The organism is Nonomuraea thailandensis (assembly GCF_024172165.1).
Lineage (GTDB): Bacteria > Actinomycetota > Actinomycetes > Streptosporangiales > Streptosporangiaceae > Nonomuraea > Nonomuraea thailandensis.
On record NZ_JAMZEB010000002.1, the window covers coordinates 1,818,734 to 1,834,625 of the forward strand.

The 15,892-nt window shown below is 73.5% G+C and carries 14 protein-coding genes; 8 read left to right on the forward strand and 6 right to left on the reverse strand.

Annotated elements, in window-relative coordinates; all coding sequences use genetic code 11:
* Positions 1 to 131 precede the first annotated feature (131 nt).
* The 5 genes from HD597_RS12380 to HD597_RS65780 are packed head-to-tail and all read left to right on the forward strand — an operon-like array spanning position 132 to position 5,064.
* Entirely contained in the window at positions 132 to 1,148 is a 1,017-nt protein-coding gene (locus tag HD597_RS12380) for a glycosyltransferase family 2 protein (RefSeq protein ID WP_253742164.1), read from the forward strand.
* Positions 1,149 to 1,154: 6 nt separating this feature from the next.
* Positions 1,155 to 1,856: a sulfotransferase family protein gene (locus HD597_RS12385; RefSeq protein ID WP_253742165.1), complete on the forward strand. Its 702-nt coding sequence runs from the start codon at positions 1,155 to 1,157 to the stop codon at positions 1,854 to 1,856.
* On the forward strand, positions 1,853 to 2,857 hold the full coding sequence (locus tag HD597_RS12390; RefSeq protein WP_253742166.1) for a glycosyltransferase family 2 protein: 1,005 nt from the start codon (positions 1,853 to 1,855) through the stop codon (positions 2,855 to 2,857). The genes HD597_RS12385 and HD597_RS12390 overlap by 4 nt, the downstream gene beginning before the upstream one ends.
* A gap of 3 nt (positions 2,858 to 2,860) precedes the next feature.
* A complete protein-coding gene (locus HD597_RS12395) occupies positions 2,861 to 3,898 on the forward strand; it encodes a glycosyltransferase family 2 protein (RefSeq protein WP_253742167.1) in 1,038 nt (345 codons plus the stop codon).
* Complete coding sequence (locus tag HD597_RS65780; protein WP_253742168.1) at positions 3,895 to 5,064, forward strand: endonuclease/exonuclease/phosphatase family protein; 1,170 nt, start codon at positions 3,895 to 3,897, stop codon at positions 5,062 to 5,064. Before HD597_RS12395 ends, HD597_RS65780 begins: the two co-directional genes overlap by 4 nt.
* 84 nt (positions 5,065 to 5,148) lie before the next feature.
* Here the strand turns inward: HD597_RS65780 and HD597_RS12405 are convergent, their stop codons facing one another.
* From HD597_RS12405 to HD597_RS12425, 5 genes are all read right to left on the reverse strand, one after another.
* Positions 5,149 to 5,919, reverse strand: a complete 771-nt coding sequence (locus HD597_RS12405) for an AfsR/SARP family transcriptional regulator (RefSeq protein WP_253742169.1) — start codon at positions 5,917 to 5,919, stop codon at positions 5,149 to 5,151.
* Positions 5,920 to 6,017: 98 nt separating this feature from the next.
* The gene (locus HD597_RS12410; protein WP_253742170.1) at positions 6,018 to 6,974 is read right to left on the reverse strand and encodes a UbiA prenyltransferase family protein; all 957 of its coding nucleotides are present in this window, start codon (positions 6,972 to 6,974) and stop codon (positions 6,018 to 6,020) included.
* Between the two features lie 16 nt (positions 6,975 to 6,990).
* Entirely contained in the window at positions 6,991 to 8,037 is a 1,047-nt protein-coding gene (locus tag HD597_RS12415; RefSeq protein WP_253742171.1) for an NAD-dependent epimerase/dehydratase family protein, read from the reverse strand.
* Positions 8,019 to 9,392 (reverse strand): aspartate aminotransferase family protein, encoded by a 1,374-nt coding sequence (locus tag HD597_RS12420; RefSeq protein ID WP_253742172.1) that lies wholly within the window; start codon positions 9,390 to 9,392, stop codon positions 8,019 to 8,021. The genes HD597_RS12415 and HD597_RS12420 overlap by 19 nt, the downstream gene beginning before the upstream one ends.
* 302 nt (positions 9,393 to 9,694) lie before the next feature.
* Positions 9,695 to 11,560 carry an AfsR/SARP family transcriptional regulator gene (locus HD597_RS12425; RefSeq protein WP_253742173.1) on the reverse strand — a complete coding sequence of 622 codons (1,866 nt, stop codon included), beginning with the start codon at positions 11,558 to 11,560 and terminating at the stop codon, positions 9,695 to 9,697.
* A 366-nt stretch (positions 11,561 to 11,926) separates the two neighbouring features.
* Here HD597_RS12425 and HD597_RS12430 point away from each other — a divergent pair, with 366 nt between their 5' ends.
* From HD597_RS12430 to HD597_RS12440, 3 genes are all read left to right on the forward strand, one after another.
* A complete protein-coding gene (locus HD597_RS12430; RefSeq protein ID WP_253742174.1) occupies positions 11,927 to 12,163 on the forward strand; it encodes a DUF2630 family protein in 237 nt (78 codons plus the stop codon).
* 173 nt (positions 12,164 to 12,336) lie between these two features.
* Complete coding sequence (locus HD597_RS12435) at positions 12,337 to 13,296, forward strand: NAD(P)H-dependent flavin oxidoreductase (RefSeq protein ID WP_253742175.1); 960 nt, start codon at positions 12,337 to 12,339, stop codon at positions 13,294 to 13,296.
* Between the two features lie 499 nt (positions 13,297 to 13,795).
* On the forward strand, positions 13,796 to 14,257 hold the full coding sequence (locus tag HD597_RS12440; RefSeq protein WP_253742176.1) for an SRPBCC family protein: 462 nt from the start codon (positions 13,796 to 13,798) through the stop codon (positions 14,255 to 14,257).
* A 45-nt stretch (positions 14,258 to 14,302) separates the two neighbouring features.
* Here the strand turns inward: HD597_RS12440 and HD597_RS12445 are convergent, their stop codons facing one another.
* Positions 14,303 to 15,826, reverse strand: coding sequence for an alpha/beta fold hydrolase (locus HD597_RS12445; RefSeq protein ID WP_253742177.1), 1,524 nt, complete (start codon positions 15,824 to 15,826; stop codon positions 14,303 to 14,305).
* Positions 15,827 to 15,892: the final 66 nt, after the last annotated feature.

Consider the following 15,892-nt stretch of genomic DNA (forward strand, 5'->3'; position numbering starts at 1 on the left):
GGCGGTCCTTGTCCCGTTCTTGTCGTGGCGGGCGCGCCCGCCACGACAAGAACGGACCCGACAAGAACGGGACAAGGCGCCGTGCCTAGCGTGATCCGGACCTGAGGTCTGACACGGCTGGAGCACACATCATGAGTCGGGAGCACCCGCTAGTCTCGGTCATCATCCCCAGCTACAACCGGTCCGAGGTGTTACGGCTCTGCCTGGACGCGGTGAGAGCGCAGACCCATCCGCACGTCGAGACCATCGTGGTGGACGACTGCGGCACCGGGGAGGCGGCGCGGGTGGCCGCGTCCATGGGCGCCAAGGTGGTGCGCACCAGGGTCAACGGCGGCCCGACCCCCGCCCGCAACCTCGGCGCCGAGCACGCCACCGGGGAGATCCTGTTCTTCCTCGACGCCGACATCGCCCTCGAACCCGACGCGGTGGCGAACGCGGTGCGGACCCTGCGCGACCACCCGGAGATCGGCGCCCTGGGCGGCATCCTGCTGCCCGAGTCGCTGGTCTCCCAGAGCCTGGCCGCCCAGTACCGCGCCCTGCAGATGCACCGCTGGTGGATGCCCGCCCACCGGCCGACGCTCGAACTGCACGCGTCCGTGCTGGCGGTGCCCGCCAAGGTGTTCGCCGAGATCGGCCCCTTCGACCCGCGGCTGCGCGAGACCGTCTCCTCCGACTACCGCGTGCGCGTGACGCGCTCGTACGAGGTGAAGCTGAGCGAGGCGATCCGCGGCCGCAAGGACCACGACGCCACCGTGAGGACGATCCTGCGCAAGGTCTTCCGCCGCGCCCGCCTCAGCGCGCTGGACTGGCGCGAGGGGGAGACGCCGGGCGACTCCGTGCCGCGCGCGGTCGGCGGCGTGCTGCTGCTCGCCGCCGTCCCGGCGCTCGCCCTGCCGCGCGTCCTGCCCGCGCGGGCGCGCCGCGCGGGCGCGCTCGTCCCGCCCGCGCTGGTGGCCGCCGCCATGGCTCTGGACGCGGGCACCCACCGCTTCGCCTACCAGCAGCGCGGCGCCGCGTTCGGCCTGTACTTCTCCGGCGTGCACCTCGCCGTCACCTTCACCGGCGCCCTCGGCGGGGCGGTGGGCGTGACGCAGCGGTTCGCGGTGTCCCGCCTGGAGAAGCTCGCCCGTCTCGCGGCGCAGGACTGAGCGGCCGTGCAGGTCATCGGCACCGGCTTCGGCCGCACGGGGACGCTCTCGCTCAAGACGGCGCTGGAACGGCTCGGCTTCGGGCCGTGCCACCACATGGTCGACGTGTTCGCCCACCCGAGGCAGATCAGGCCCTGGCTGTCCGCCGCCACGGCCCGCGAGCCCGACTGGGACCGGCTGCTCGTCGGGTACGAGTCGTGCGTGGACGGCCCCACCTCCGCCTACTGGCGGCAGCTCGCCGACCACTACCCGAAGGCCAAGGTCGTCCTCACCACGCGTGACCCGGAGCGCTGGCTGGCCAGCATGCAGCGCACCCTGTTCGCCCAGCGGCGGCGCATCGAGTCGCTGCCCGGCCGGGCCGCCGTCCTGCTGTCGTCGCTGCTCGGCACCGACCTCGCCGCGTTCGTCAGGATGGTCGACACGACCCTCGACGCGCGCACCTTCGCGACGGCCGCCGACCGGGAGCCCGGACGGGCGATCAAGCTGTTCCAGGAGCACACGGCCAGGGTGAGCGCGGCCATCCCCGCCGGGCGGCTGCTCGTCTTCGACGCCGGCGCCGGCTGGGGCCCGCTGTGCGAGTTCCTCGAAGTCCCGGTCCCGGACGAGCCCTACCCCCGGGTCAACAACTCCTCCGACTTCACCAGGAGCGGCCTCGGCAGGCCCCTGCCGCTGCTGCTGCGCCGGACCGGGCGAAGGGATTCCCGATGAGGCCGCTGGTCTCGGTGATCGTGCCGAACTACAACTACGCCCGCACCCTGGAGCTGTGCCTGAGCGCGCTGGAGCGGCAGACGTACCCGCGCATCGAGGTGATCGTCGTGGACGACCGCAGCACCGACGACTCCGTGGCGGTCGCCCACCGGCACGGGGTGCGGGTCGTGGTCACCGACACCAACATCGGTGCCCCGGCCGCCCGCAACCTCGGCGCCGGCCACGCCCGCGGCGAGGTGCTGTTCTTCCTCGACTCCGACCTCGCGCTGGCCGAGGACGTGGTCGAGCACGCGGTGGACCTGCTCACCGCCGATCCCACCCTGGGGGTGGTGTGCGGCACCTACGACCCCGAGCCGCTCATCCCCGACAGCCTCGTCGAGCGCTACCGCAGCCTCCAGCTGCACTACTGGATCTCCGGCGACGAGGGCGAGATCAGCACGATCTACTCCGCGCTGTTCGCCATGCGGGCGGAGGTCTTCCACGAGGTGGGCCCGCTGAACCCGGCGCTGCGCCACAGCGAGAACGCCGAGTACGGCCACCGCGTCACCCAGCGGTACCGCATCGTGCTGGACAACCGGATCAGGGGCAGGCACGACCACGACGACCGCCTTTCGGTGGTGCTGTCGAAGTTCTTCCACCGCGCGCGCCTGCACATCCCGCTGTACCTGCGCCGCCCCGACTTCAACGGCGGCCCGGCCAACAGCAGCCGCGGCTGGGGCTCGCTCGCCGCCCTGTTCGCCGTGCTGGCCGCGCCGCTGCCGGTCCTGCTCGGCCCGGCCTGGCTGGCCGCTCCGGTCGTGCTGCTGGCCGGCTCGATCGCGGCGGACCTGGGCATGTACCGCTTCGTCCGGCGGTACGCGGGCACGCCCTTCGCCCTGTACTTCACCGCGGTGCACTTCCTGGTGAACGTCACCGTCGCGGTGGCGGTGTTCGCCGGGGCCGCCCAGTGCGTGGTGTCCAGCCGGTTCCGGCGCACGTACGACCTTCCCGCGGAGGTGTGAGCGATGACCGGGTCAGGGCCTCTCGTGTCGGTGATCGTGCCGAACTACAACTACGCCGCCTCGCTGGAGCTGTGCCTGCGCGCCCTGCGGGCGCAGACGTACCGGCCGGTCGAGCTGATCGTCGTGGACGACGGCAGCACCGACGATTCAGCCGCGGTCGCGCGGCGGCTCGGCGTGCGGGTGATCCGCACCGAGCGGAACCTGGGCCCGGGAGCCGCGCGGAATCTCGGCGCCGCCCACGCCGCCGGTGAGATCCTGATGTTCGTGGACTCCGACGTGGCCGCCTACCCCGACGCGATCGAGGTGGCGGTCGGCCTGCTCGCCGCCGATCCGGGGCTCGGCGTGGTGTCCAGCGTCCACGACCCCGAGCCGCTGATCCGCGACAGCCTCGTCGAGGAGTACCGGGCGCTGCAGTACCACTACTGGACGGTCAGCTCCGAGGGGCCCGTCTCGTTCCTGTTCTCGGCGCTGATGGCGATGCCGCGCCGGGTGTTCGACGAGATCGGGCCGTTCAACCCACGCCTGCGCGAGACCGAGGAGGTCGACTACGGCCACCGGCTCACCCAGCGCTACGAGATGCTGCTCACCACCGCGGTGCGCTCGCGGCACGACCACGACGACAAGCTGGTCAAGCTGCTGCGCAAGCTGTACCGGCGCGGGCGCGCCAGGGTGCCGCTGTACGCCCGCCGGCGGCGCTTCGCCCGCGGCTTCGAGACCTCCAGCCGGGCCGGCGGCAGCCTCGCCGCCCTGGCCGCCCTGGCCGCGGCGCCCCTGGCGATCCCGTTCGGCGCGGCCGGCGCCGGGCTCGCGGCCCTGGCCCTGGCCGTGTCGCTGCTGGCCGACCTCGGCATGTACCGCTTCGTGCTGCGCCGGCGCGGGCCGCTGTTCCTGCTGTACTTCGGCGCCGTGCACTTCCTGGTGAACGTGACCATCGCCGCCGGGGTGGCGGCCGGGGTCGCGCGGTGGCTCTGCTCGGCGAGGTTCCGCCGGCTCTACGACCCCGACGTGACGATGGGGATCCCCGGGCAGGCGGCCACGTGACGGCTCCGCTGCGGGCGCTCCTCGGCCCGGTCCGCCGCGCCCGCACGCCCGGTCCCCAGGCCGGGGCGCCCCTTCGCGGCTCCCGGCGCGCGCCGGGGGCCCGCCGGAGGATTGCGCTGGTGTTGTGCGCGGCCGTCGCCTGGGCGGTGTTCGTGGTGCTGCACCGCGTCCTGTCCGGGCGGGTGTGGTGGTGGCAGGGCCCCGAGCTCGTCCCGCCGCTGGCGTTCGCGGCCGTTCCCGTGCTGCTGCTCGCCGCCGCCCTGGTGGTGGCGCGCCGCGCGCGCCGGGCGGCCGCCGCGGTGGCGCTGCTGTCCCTGGCGCTGGGCGGGGGCGCGAGCGGGCTCAACCCCGCCGCGCTGTGGCACCGCGCCACTCCCGCCCCGCCGGACGCGATCAAGATGTTCTCCTGGAACACCTGGTACTGGGACCAGCCGATCAGCGGCATGGCGCCCCCGCCGGGCGGGACGCCGCCGCGTGACGTCGCCGCCTTCTACCGCCACCTGCGCGCCCAGGACGCCGACGTGCTGCTGCTGCAGGAGTACGTCTACTTCGGCGCGGACTCCCGGCCGATCCGGGTGAACGACCTGGACCGGCTGCGCCGCGAGTTCCCCGGGTACCACATCGCCACGGCGAGCGAGATGGTGACGCTGTCGCGCTTCCCCGTCGTCCTGGAGCGCGGCCTCGGGGCGGGAGACGCCCACGTGCCGCCCGGCTCCGGCTGGCCGGCCTTCCACGCCGTGAAGACGCTGCGCACGGACCTGCGCGTCGGCGGCGGCACGGTCTCGTTCTACAACTCCCACATCAACTCGCCCGTCGCCTCCGGCGGCCTCAGCCGCGCCCAGCACGACGCCCGCGAGGCCAACCTGCGCGCGCTCGCCGCCGACATCCGGGCCAACCCGCTGCCCGCCGTCCTGGCCGGCGACTTCAACGCCTCGCCCGCGATGGGCCTGCTGCGCCTGGTGCCGGAGCGGATGACCGACGCCTCCCCGGCGCTGCGCTCGCTCTACCCCGCCACCTGGGACGAACGGCGGCCCCTGCTGTCGCTGTGGCGCATCGACTGGGCGTACACCACGCCGGAGATCGCCGTGCACGAATACCGGCTGGTCCGCTCGAACGGCCTGTCCGACCACAGCGGGCAGCGGCTGGTCGTCTCGCTCGCCCGGTGAGCCCGCCGGGTGAGCCCGCCCGGTTGAGCCCGCCCGGTTGAGCCCGCCCGGTTGAGCCCGCCTGGTTGAGCCCGCCTGTCCCGCTCAGCCGGGGACCTGGGCGAGCAGCAGGGCCGGCCGGGGCGCCGGGGCCGTGCCCGCACGCAGCATCCGCAGGTGCAGCGCACGCAGCTCCGGCCCCGGCTCGACGCCCAGGTGGTCGGCGAGGTACCCGCGCAGGCGGGCGTACAGGGCCACCGCCTCCGCGCCGCGTCCCAGCGCGCACAGGCCGCGCATCAGCATGCTCGCCAGCGGCTCCGCGAGCGGGTAACGCGGCACCAGCGGCGTCAGCTCGGTGACCACGAGGTCGGGGTGGCCCAGCCGCAGGTGCGCCTGGGCCCAGGTGACGAGTGCGCCCACGTACTGCTGCTCGATGCCGTACCGCATGCGGGCGGCCCACTCGCCCGGGATGCCGGTCAGCGGCGCGCCGCGCCACAGCTCCATCGCCTCGCCCAGCAGCCGGGTCCGGGCGAAGTCGTCGCGGGCGCGCAGCTGCGCCTGCTTGGCCAGCCGCCGGAACCGGTAGGCGTCCACCCGATCGGGGTCCACCTCCAGCGTGTAGCCGCCGTCGCGGCGTTCGATGCGGACGCCGGTCGCGGTCAGCGCCTGCCGCAGGCGGGCGATGTGGGCGTACAGCGAGTCGGCCGCCCGGTCCGGCGGGTCGTCCCAGACCCGCTCGATCAGCGTGCCGAGCGAGACGGGCCGGTCGGCGTCGATCGCCAACGCGGCCAGCACCGCGCGTCGCTGAGGTGGTCCCAGAGGCACCCCGCGGTCACCGGAGGTCACCTCGACCGGTCCCAGAATGCGGACGTCCATCGCCTTCCTCTCACAGTTGTTCTCACAGGCGTTCCACAGAGCGTTCTCACTGGGCGTTCTCACTGGGCGTTCTCACTGGGCGTTCTCACTGGGCGTCCTCACAGGTGGACGAGCACGAGCGTCACGCCGAGGGCGGCGGCCCACAACATCGAGTTCGCGACCATGACGCGGTCGCGCAGCAGCACGCGCACCGGGTCACCGCCCTGCTTGTGCACGAGCTGCATCTGCAGGTACCGGAAGAGGGCGAACAGCGCGAAGGGGGTGGACAGCATCATGGCCGTCTGGCCGTGCTCCGGGCCGAACGGCCCCTCCTCACGCAGGTACATCAGGCCCGAGACCAGGGCGAGCACGGAGGCGATCTGCAGCAGCCAGTTCGTCAGCTCCATCGAGTAGCCGCGCAGCGCGGGCCGGTGCACGGCCCCGGCCTCCAGCAGCTCCTGGCGGCGCTTGCCGATGAGCAGCAGCAGGGACATCGAGAACACCGTGATCAGCAGCCAGGAGGGCACCCGGTCCCCGGTCACCTCGTACCCCTGGACGACGCGCAGGACGAAGCCGGCCGCCACCACCCCCACGTCCACCAGCGGAACGTGCTTGAGCCCGCGGCTGTAGGCGATGTTGAGCACCAGGTACACCAGCACCGGCCAGGAGGCCGCCGGCGCCCGCGCGACGATGGCCGCCAGCACCGCCAGCAGCACGGCGCAGCAGACGCCCGCCGTCAGCACCCCCACCCGGCCGGCCGCGACGGGGCGGGCGCACTTCACCGGATGGAGGCGGTCGCGGTGCCGGTCGGCGATGTCGTTGCCGATGTAGACGGCGGCGGAGGCCACCATGAACGCCACCGTGGCCCAGGCGACCCCGGCCACCTCGGCCAGGCTCGGCGGGGCCGCTCCGACGAGCGCCACGGGCACGAGCAGGATCGCCTTGGCCGCGTGGGAGGGGCGGATCAGGGCGGCCAGGTCCGCGACCGGTCGCCTGCGGGTCTGCACGACCCGGTCCTGCGCCGCTTCCTGGCGCTGCGGGCTCTCTGGAACGTCTGCCGATTCGACAAGGCGCATGCTTCACCCCGATAGCTCAGAAGAAGACCTTCGCCAGCGACAGCGCGCCCTGCCGCCACGCGTCCCGGCTCGTCGCGCCGCCGGATCCGCCGGCGGACGGACCGGTCGCGCGGTGTTCCCGCCACCATGCGTACGTGCGCAGGATCGCGTCCCGGTTGGACAGCCGCGGCCGGAAGCCGAGCCGTTCACGGGCCTTGTCGATGCTGACGTAGGAGTCGGCGAGCAGCTTGCGCGCCAGCCGCCCGTACACCGGGGACAGCCTGCTGCGCTCCAGCAGCCGCAGCCCGGCCACGGCCGGTCCCGCGGGCAGCGAGACGACCCGCTTGCCGTGGCCGGCCGCGTCCAGCACCGCCTGGAAGTCCTCGCGCAGCGTGCCGAACTCGGCGGCGGCCAGATTGTAGGTGTCGCCGGCGACGCCGGCGGGCGCGTCGAGCACGAGGGCGACCGCGTCCACCAGGTCCTCGATCGCGAACATCTGGATGCGCTTGTCGCCGCGGCCGAGCACCGGGAAGTTGCGGCCCTCCTCGGCCCACTCGAAGAGCATCGCGAACAGGCCCATCCGGCCGGGGCCGAGGAACGTCTTGGGGCGCAGGACGGGCACGCACATGCCGTCGGCCCGGTACTTCTCCGCCAGCTCCTCCGCCTCGGCCTTCGCCCTGGTGTAGGGGTCGACCGGGGCGCGCGGATGGTCCTCAGGGGTGGGCACGAGCGACGGCAGCCCGTACACGGCGGTGGAGGAGATGTGCACCAGCCGCTCCACGCCGGCCCGGCGCCCGGCCTCCAGGACCGTGCCGGTCCCCGTGACGATCAGGTCGTGGATCTGCTCGGCCGGATAGCTCGGCAGCGCGCCGGCGCAGTGCACGACCGCGTCCGCGCCCGTCATGGCCTCGGTCATCAGCGGCAGGTCGCGCACGTCGCCGATCCGGTGCCCCGCCGCCAGCAGCGGGTCCGGCTGGGGACGCACGTCCACCCCGAGCACGTCGTGGCCGTCGAGCACGAGCCGGCGGGCCAGGTGGCCGCCGAGCATCCCGGCGCTGCCGGTGACTACGACCCGGCGGGCCATCGCGACCCCACCTTCTCCCGCACGAAGGCGGCGAGCAACCGCGGCAGCCCCTTCGACAGCGTCTTGTCGAGGCTGGCCAGGAAGTACTCGACGTCCTCCGGCTCGATGGCCAGGGTCGGCGCGACGACGAGCGGGTTGTCGGCGTTCGGGCTGTAGTAGGAGACGATGCCGTGCTCGCGGTAGAGGTCGGCGATGACCGAGAGCGCGATCAGCTTGGTGCGGAACTGCGGGTCGCCGGAGAAGCCGGGCGCGAGCCTGGCCGCCAGGTCGAGCACCCTGGGCCCGCCGGCGAGGAACACGCCCCACAGCGCGCCCACCCCGCTCACCCGGCCGACCACGTCGGGGTGGCGCTTGTGGATGTTCTGCAGGCCGGGGCCCAGGATGCGCTCGATCTGCCGGGCCCTGGCGGGGTAGTCGTCCTCGACGACGATGTTGACGGCCTCGATGGCGGTGACGGTCTCCTCGCCGAAGCCGTAGTAGGTGGTGCTGTGCAGGATGACGTCCGAGAGCCGGTCGTACGCCTTGCGGAAGACGCGCTCGCGGGCGGTGTAGCCGGCGATCGACGCCTTGCCGCCGCCGAGGGACTTGGAGTAGACGAGCAGGTCGGGCAGCAGGTCGGGGTAGCGCATGAAGTAGAAGAGGCTGCCCGTCTTGCCCCAGCCCGTGTAGACCTCGTCGAAGATCAGCATGATGTCGTGGGCGTCGCAGAGCCGCCGCAGCTCGTACAGGTCGCTCTCCGACCAGCAGCGCATGCTCGACGCGCTGAACGGCTCGGCCATGATGGCGTAGACGTCGCAGCCGCCGTCCGGGGTGCGGGCGGCCTCGACCGCCGCGCGGACGGCCGCGAGGTCGCCGTACGGGTGCACGACGATGCCCGGAAGGCCGGGGAAGCGGAAGGAGTTCTCCGACGATCCGGTCAGGCTGCCCGCGCCGAGGGTCTTGCCGTGGAAGCTGATGTCGGAGCGCAGGATCGTGTTGCGGCGCCCCCCGTGGTACTTGTACGCCATCTTGACGGCGCCCTCGTTGGCCTCGGCGCCGGAGTTCGGGAAGTAGGAGATGTTCAGGTCGCCCGGCAGCAGGGTGGCGATGTTGTGGCTGAGGGCGGCCACGTACGGCGAGAAGAACGCCTTGTGCACCTCCATGCGCCGGCGGTCGGCGAAGCGGCGGCGGGCCTCCAGGATGCGGGGGTGGTTGTGGCCGTGGTTCAGTACGCCGACCCCGCCGGTGACGTCAAGGACCTCGCGGCCGTCGCGGGTCCTGATCCGGGCGCCCTCGGCGCTCTCGACCAGTTCCCGGCCGAAGCCGAAGGAGGTCATGAGGTTGACCTGGCTGCGGCTGACGTACCTTCTGTACAAGTCCTGGACCTGTTTCACCGTGAAACTTTCACACTCGTCCACGCCGATGAGTTCAGACACGTCCGCCCTTCCCGGTTCGCGTGAATTCCGCTGGTGCCCGGCCTTCTTCTCGGCGGTGAGAAAAGGTGAGACCCGGCGTCAACAATGTCGAATCCGGCTATGCCCCGTGCCATACAAATGTGTGTAGGTCGGCGGCCCGCGCGAGTGGGCGGAGAAGAAAAGGCGGCCGGGAGCGGATCGCCGCGCGTTTATCGATCCGAGACCACGGTGAATGCGGATGATTTCCCGCGGGCGGGCCGGCCTCAGCCCCTCACGGTCATGTAGGTGACCGGCTGGGCCGGCGACGGGACGTCGCGCCGCGCCCGGCGGGCGGCCTGCGCCTGATCCTCCTCGGTGTCCTCCTCCCTGGCCCGCTCGCGGGCGAACAGGCCGAGCAGGTCGTGCATGCGGTAGCGGTCGTGGCCGCACGACTCCAGCAGCTGGGCCTCCGCGAGGTGGTCCAGCAGGTCGGCGGTGCGCGGTTCGGGCCGGCCGGCCAGAGCCGCGGCGGCCGCGACGCTGATGGCGCCGCCGCCGAGCAGGCTCAGCAGCCGGAACATCCGGGACGACTCGGCGTCCAGGCTCCGGTAGCTCATCATGAAGCACGCCCGTACGGCCTGGTCGTCGGCCTGGAGCTCGGACAGGCGGTGGTCCTCGACCGCCAGACGGTCGGCCAGGGCACGCAGCGACAGCCCCGGCCGGGCGATCAGCCGGGCGGCGGCGATCCTGATCGCCAGCGGCAGCCCGGCGCACAGCCGCACGATCGCCCGCGCCGACCGCTGCTCGGCGCCCACGCGCTCCTCCCCGATCAGGCGGCCGAGCAGCGTGGCCGTCTCGTCCTCGGCCATGACGCCGAGGCGAAAGTGCGACGCCGCGTCCAGCGAGGTGAGCATCCTGCGCGCCGTGACCAGCACGCGGCAGGTGGGGCTCGCGGGCAGCAGCGGGCGCACCTGCGCGGCGTCGCGGGCGTTGTCGAGCAGGAGCAGCAGGCGCCTGCCGTCGGTCAGCGAACGGAAGCGGGCCGCGGCCTCGTCCACGTCGAACCGGCCGCCGGGCCCCGCGACCGTGCCGTCGCCGAGCGAGCGCAGCAGGCGGGCCAGGACGTCGGCCGGGTTCAGCGGCGCGACGCCCGGGGTGGAGCCGTGCAGGTCCACGTAGAGCCGGCCGTCCGGGAAATGCCCCGCGACCTGGTGGGCGACGTGCACGGCCAGCGCCGACTTGCCCACCCCCGCGGCGCCCGTGATCGCCGAGATGGCGGTCGCGCCCGAGCCGGCGGTCAGCATCGTGCACAGGCGCGAGATCTCGGTGGTCCGGCCGGTGAAGGCGGCCGAGCCGATGGGCAGCTCGGCCGGGGCCCTGCGGGCGGCGACCGCCGGCGGCGGCGTCAGCGCGGGGTCGTCCGCGAGGATGCGCTGGTGCATGCGGACCAGGTCGGGGCCGGGGTCGATGCCGACCTCCGCGGCCAGCGTCATCCGCGTGCTCTGGTAGACGGTCAGCGCGTCGGCCCTGCGGCCGGAACGGTACAAGGCCAGCATGAGCTGCGCCCTGAGCCGCTCGTTCAGCGGGTCCCTGCGGGTCAGCGCCTCCAGCTCGGCGAGCATCTCGCCGTGCCGGCCGAGCGCCAGCCTGGCCTCCAGCGAGGCGTCCACGACGGTCGCCCGCAGCCGCTCCAGCCGCGCCGCCTCGCAACGCAGCGACGCCGGCAGGGGCAGCTCCTCCAGGACGGACTCGCCGCGCCACAAGCACAGGGCGCGGGTCAGCCGTTCGAGCGCGACGTCGTGGCGTCCGGCGGACAGCGCCAGCTGCCCCTGCGCGGCGAGGTCCTCGAACAGCATGACATCGACCTCGCCGGGCGTGACGCGCAGCATGTAGCCGTTGGAGCCCGCCTCGATGCGGGAGGGGGAGCCGAGCACCTTGCGCAGGGCGGAGATGTAGGTGTAGAGGTTCGACTCCGCGGTGGCCGGGGCGCGCTCGCCCCACAGCCAGTCGAGCATGCGCCGGCTGGGGATCGCCTTTCCGGTGTTGAGCAGCAGGGCGGCCAGCAGCACGCGCTGTTTTCGGCGTCCGAGCGCGATCGGTCTTCCGAGAGAGGTACGAACCTCGATCGGGCCGAGGATCTTGAAATCCATATGACCACCCTGCAGCGCGCGGCTTTTCCCCAACAGGACCGTACGATTACACGGATCTTGATTTGCCGCGACCAATGATCGGCGGAAGCGACCTTGGAACGGTACTTCCTGGAACGGCATAAGAAGATTACGCGTGCGGAAAATCCGGCCGGTGCGGCCGGGGGCGGTTCCGGGCCTGTTGAAATTTATTGCCGCATCGATATGCGAGGTGCGAGAAATTCGTCTCGGCCGGTGCGGCGCGTCCTTTCCCCGGCCGGGCGGCAAGGCGGTCAAGATCACACATTCGTGCGATGTACGGTGGATCGTCCCCCTGGCATGGTGGGTCCCGATCGGCATGCACGCACAGGAAAGGCACAGGACCGAGTGATGGACGACCAGCAGATCCTCCAGCGCATCCACGCCCTCGTGGAGGAGGAGCACGACCTGCTCTCCCGGCGCGAGTCCGCCGGGCCGGAGCAGCACGCCCGGATCACCCACCTGGAGGAGACCCTCGACCAGTGCTGGGACCTGCTGCGGCGCCGCCGTGCCCGGCAGTCGGCCGGGCTGGACCCCGATGACGCCGAGGTGGCGCCGGTCGCGCAGGTCGAAGGCTACCTGCAGTGACGAGGCCCGCTGTGGCGGGACTCGCTGTGGCGGGGCCCACTGTGGCGGGGCCCGCTGTGATGAGGCCCGCCGTGACGGGGGCCGCTGTGACGAGGTTTCCGGCTTCGAGACCTCTGGCGATGAGGCCATGCTGATGAGTTTCGTGACGAGCTTGTGCTGATGAGGAGCGACGAATGCCGCGTACCTGGCTGACCGACCGTTTCGGGCTGGACGTGCCGCTGGTCGGCGCGCCGATGGCGGGCGTCGGGGACGGGCGGCTGGCCGCGGCCGTCTCCGCGGCCGGCGGGCTGGGCATGATCGGGGTCCCCGGCCCCGCGCCGGCCTCGTGGATCACCGAGCAGGCCGCGGTCGCCGCCGCGGGCGGGCGGCCGTACGGGATCGGGCTGATGGCGTGGGCGCTGGAGCACCACCCCGACCAGCTCGACGCCGTCCTCGAGGCCAGACCGGCGCTGGTATCGGTGAGTTTCGGGGACTTCGCCCCGTACGTCGAGCCGCTGCGCCGCGCCGGCATCACCGTCGCCGTCCAGGCGGGTACCACCCGGGAGGCGCGGGAGGCCGAGCAGTCCGGCGCGGACGTCGTGGTGGCCAGAGGCGGCGAGGGCGGCGGCCACGGCCGTGACGAGGTGGCCACGCTGCCGCTGCTGCAGGGCGTGCTGGAGGAGGTGACCGTCCCGGTGCTGGCCGCCGGGGGGATCGCCACGGCCCGGGGTCTGGCCGCCGTGCTGGCCGCCGGCGCGGCGGGCGCCTGGGCCGGGACGGCGTTCCTGGGCTGCGCCGAGACCATGCTGTCCGAGGCCGCGCGGGCGCGCGTGCTGGCCACCGGGGAGACCGGCACGGCGTACGGGCGGGTCTTCGACGTCGCGCAGCGGCTGGCCTGGCCACCGGAGTTCGGCGGGCGCGCGCTGCGGAACGCGTTCTTCGAGCGGTGGCACGGGCGGGAGGAGGAGCTGGCCGGCGACGAGGCGGCGCGGGCGGAACTGGAGGCCGGGCGCGCGGCGGGCGACTTCGACACCGCCTACGTGTACGCGGGGCAGGCGGTGGGCATGGTGCGGCGGCAGCTCACGGCGGCCGACGTCGTCGCCGGCTTCGCCGTCGCCGACGAACTGCTTCACCGCCTCACCGACGACCACTGACCCACCACCCACCACCGCCACTGCCGCCCACCACCGGCCGCCCACCACCGGCCGCCCACCACCGGCCGCCCACCACCGGCCGCCCACCACCGGCCGCCCACCACCGGCCGCCCACCACCGGCCGCCACCACCGGTCACCCACCACCCGCGGCCGTGCGACCTGCGGGCCTACCGTCTGCGGACGCCGTCTGCGGCTCATGGTCCTGCGGGGGTTGCCGCCGCGAGGGGTGCCGCCTGCGCGCGCTGACGAGCGACGCCGCCTGCCGTCTGCGGCCCTGAGCCCTGCGGGGCCTGCCCCCCGAGACCGCCGCCCGCGATCGGGCGACCACCGTCCGTGGCCCTGCGGCTTGCGGGGACTGCCACTCGCGGCCCTGTGACCCCGCCTGCGGCCTGCGGGGTTGCGGTGGTGAGGGCTGCCCGTGCGGCGGCGGGGCAGCCGGGCTGGTGGGCGGCGGGGCTGGCGGAGGGCGGGGCGGGTGAGGAGGGCTAGGATCCGCGCATGTCGCGATTCGAGGTGACCACGCTGGTCCTGGCGCCGCCGCCGGTCGTCTTCGACGCGTCCCTGTCGGTGGACGTGCACACGTCCTCGATGGGCCACACAGCCGAGCGGGCGGTGGCAGGCGTCACGTCCGGGCAGCTCGCCCTGGGCGACCAGGTCACGTGGCGCGCCCGCCACTTCGGCCTCACCTGGCATCTGACCACGACCATCAGCGCCTGCACCCGCCCCTCGTACTTCGTGGACGAGCAGGTCACCGGCCCGTTCAGGCGCTGGCACCACGCCCACACCTTCGAGCCGGCGAACGACGGCGCGGCCACGCTCATGACGGACGTCGTCGACTTCGCCGCCCCCCTGCCCCCGCTGGGCACGCTCGCCGAGTTCCTGGTCCTGAAGCGTTACCTGACCAGGCTGATCCTCCTGCGCAACGCCCACATCAAGGACGTCACGCGCCTCGCCCGATGAGAGACCTGCCGAGCGCCCCCACGACGGCGCGAGGCGAGCCTCAGATCATTCGGCGGGGCAGACGGTGCCCGCCGCGGGCAGCTTCAGGCCGGTCAGGTACGCGGTGGCATGCGCGATCGGGCACCTCTTGCCCGACAAGTAGAGGACGTGCCCCGGCCCGTCGTAACCAAGGGTCACCGAGCCCGGCACCTTCCGGATGAACCGCTCGACCCACGGGAAGTCCCCTTCCAGGGTGCCGGCGCCGAGCATCGGCGGCAGCCCGCCCACCTCCAGCGGACGCGCCGGGTTCGCCACCGGCTCCGGCCAGCCGATGCACCCCACCTGGTCGAACGCCGCCCCCGGGAAGCTCGGCGCGGCCTCGCGGATGTCGCGGCGGAACTTCCGGAGCTCGGCCCAGCCGGTGTAACCGCGTTCGTCGCCGCAGGTCATCGCCAGCAGCGCGGGCATGGCCCACGCCCGCGTGTTGCCCAGGACGAAGTCGGCGAACCCCGACCCGTCACCGTTCCGCGCCTTGTCCACCCACTCCGCCAGCGCCGCCCACCGGGCGTGGCCGGGGCCGGGGTCCGGGACGAAGCCGAAGTTGCGCAGGCGCCAGCCGGTCAGCTCGCCCTCGCCGTACTGCTGCGACGTGACCCGGATCGGCTCCCGGTCGGCGTCGCGGGTCAGCTCTCGCCATACCTCCGCGGCGTCCTCGCCGTGCAGCGCGCACGCGGGCGTCGCCGCGCACCAGCGGCCGAACCGCGCCAGCGCCCCCTCCACGCCTGCGCGTGCCACCAGGTTCACCGTCGACCAGCCCTCGGTCTGGTCGACCACCCCGTCCAGGTACATGGCCCTGATGCGCTGCGGGAACAGCCTGATGTACGCGGCCGCGGCCACCCCGCCGTAGGAGTTGGCCATGAAGCTCAGCCGCTCCTCGCCGAGCGCCCGGCGCACGGCCTCCATGTCCCTGGCGACGGACAGCGAGTCCAGGTGGGAGAACAGGCCCGTCGTGTCGGCCTCGCGGCAGACCTCGAACGCCTTGGCCATCGCCCCCGCCATGGCCTCGAAGTCCCGGCGGTCGCGCGGGTCGCGCAGGGCGACGCCGGGCTTCCAGCACGGCTCGGCCGCGGTGGTGCCCCAGACGGTGGTGCGCGGCCGGTAGCCGACGAGGTCGAAGCGGCGGCGCAGCTCGGTCAGGTCGGGGGCCGCCCGCTTGAGGTCCTCCACGCCGCTGCCGCCGGGGCCGCCGGGGACGCCGAGCACGCTGCCGATGCGGCGGGCCGGCTCGGTGGCCGGCAGCCTGACCAGCTCCAGCCTGACCTGCTTGCCGCGCGGCCTCGACCAGTCCACCGGCACGTCGAGCGCGCCGCACTCCATCCCGGCGGGAACGCCCTCACCGGCGCACGCCCGCCACAGGATCGGCGCAGCAGCCGCGACCGCCGCCGCCGAGGCCACTCCCGCGTGGGGCGCTGCAGCCTCGGCCGCCGTCGCCGTAGCGTGGGCCACTGTCGGCGGCGTCAGCGCCACCAGCCCCGTCACCGTGGTCGCCAGCGCCAGCCCGGCAGCCAGGCCCGCGGACTTGCGGAACATGTCATGACTCCTCTCCTCGATCCACCGGCTGTCCGATCGATCACCCACAGCGCCACCCTCGCCCGC

What these genes read in the sequence shown, in the direction of transcription:
- HD597_RS12380 (WP_253742164.1), top strand. Translation starts at nt 132, where the DNA reads ATGAGTCGGGAGCACCCGCTAGTCTCGGTCATCATCCCCAGCTACAAC.
- HD597_RS12390 (WP_253742166.1), top strand. Translation starts at nt 1,853, where the DNA reads ATGAGGCCGCTGGTCTCGGTGATCGTGCCGAACTACAACTACGCCCGC.
- HD597_RS12395 (WP_253742167.1), top strand. Translation starts at nt 2,861, where the DNA reads ATGACCGGGTCAGGGCCTCTCGTGTCGGTGATCGTGCCGAACTACAAC.
- HD597_RS12405 (WP_253742169.1), bottom strand. Translation starts at nt 5,919, where the DNA reads ATGGACGTCCGCATTCTGGGACCGGTCGAGGTGACCTCCGGTGACCGC.
- HD597_RS12410 (WP_253742170.1), bottom strand. Translation starts at nt 6,974, where the DNA reads ATGCGCCTTGTCGAATCGGCAGACGTTCCAGAGAGCCCGCAGCGCCAG.
- HD597_RS12415 (WP_253742171.1), bottom strand. Translation starts at nt 8,037, where the DNA reads ATGGCCCGCCGGGTCGTAGTCACCGGCAGCGCCGGGATGCTCGGCGGC.
- HD597_RS12425 (WP_253742173.1), bottom strand. Translation starts at nt 11,560, where the DNA reads ATGGATTTCAAGATCCTCGGCCCGATCGAGGTTCGTACCTCTCTCGGA.
- HD597_RS12430 (WP_253742174.1), top strand. Translation starts at nt 11,927, where the DNA reads ATGGACGACCAGCAGATCCTCCAGCGCATCCACGCCCTCGTGGAGGAG.
- HD597_RS12435 (WP_253742175.1), top strand. Translation starts at nt 12,337, where the DNA reads ATGCCGCGTACCTGGCTGACCGACCGTTTCGGGCTGGACGTGCCGCTG.
- HD597_RS12440 (WP_253742176.1), top strand. Translation starts at nt 13,796, where the DNA reads ATGTCGCGATTCGAGGTGACCACGCTGGTCCTGGCGCCGCCGCCGGTC.
- HD597_RS12445 (WP_253742177.1), bottom strand. Translation starts at nt 15,826, where the DNA reads ATGTTCCGCAAGTCCGCGGGCCTGGCTGCCGGGCTGGCGCTGGCGACC.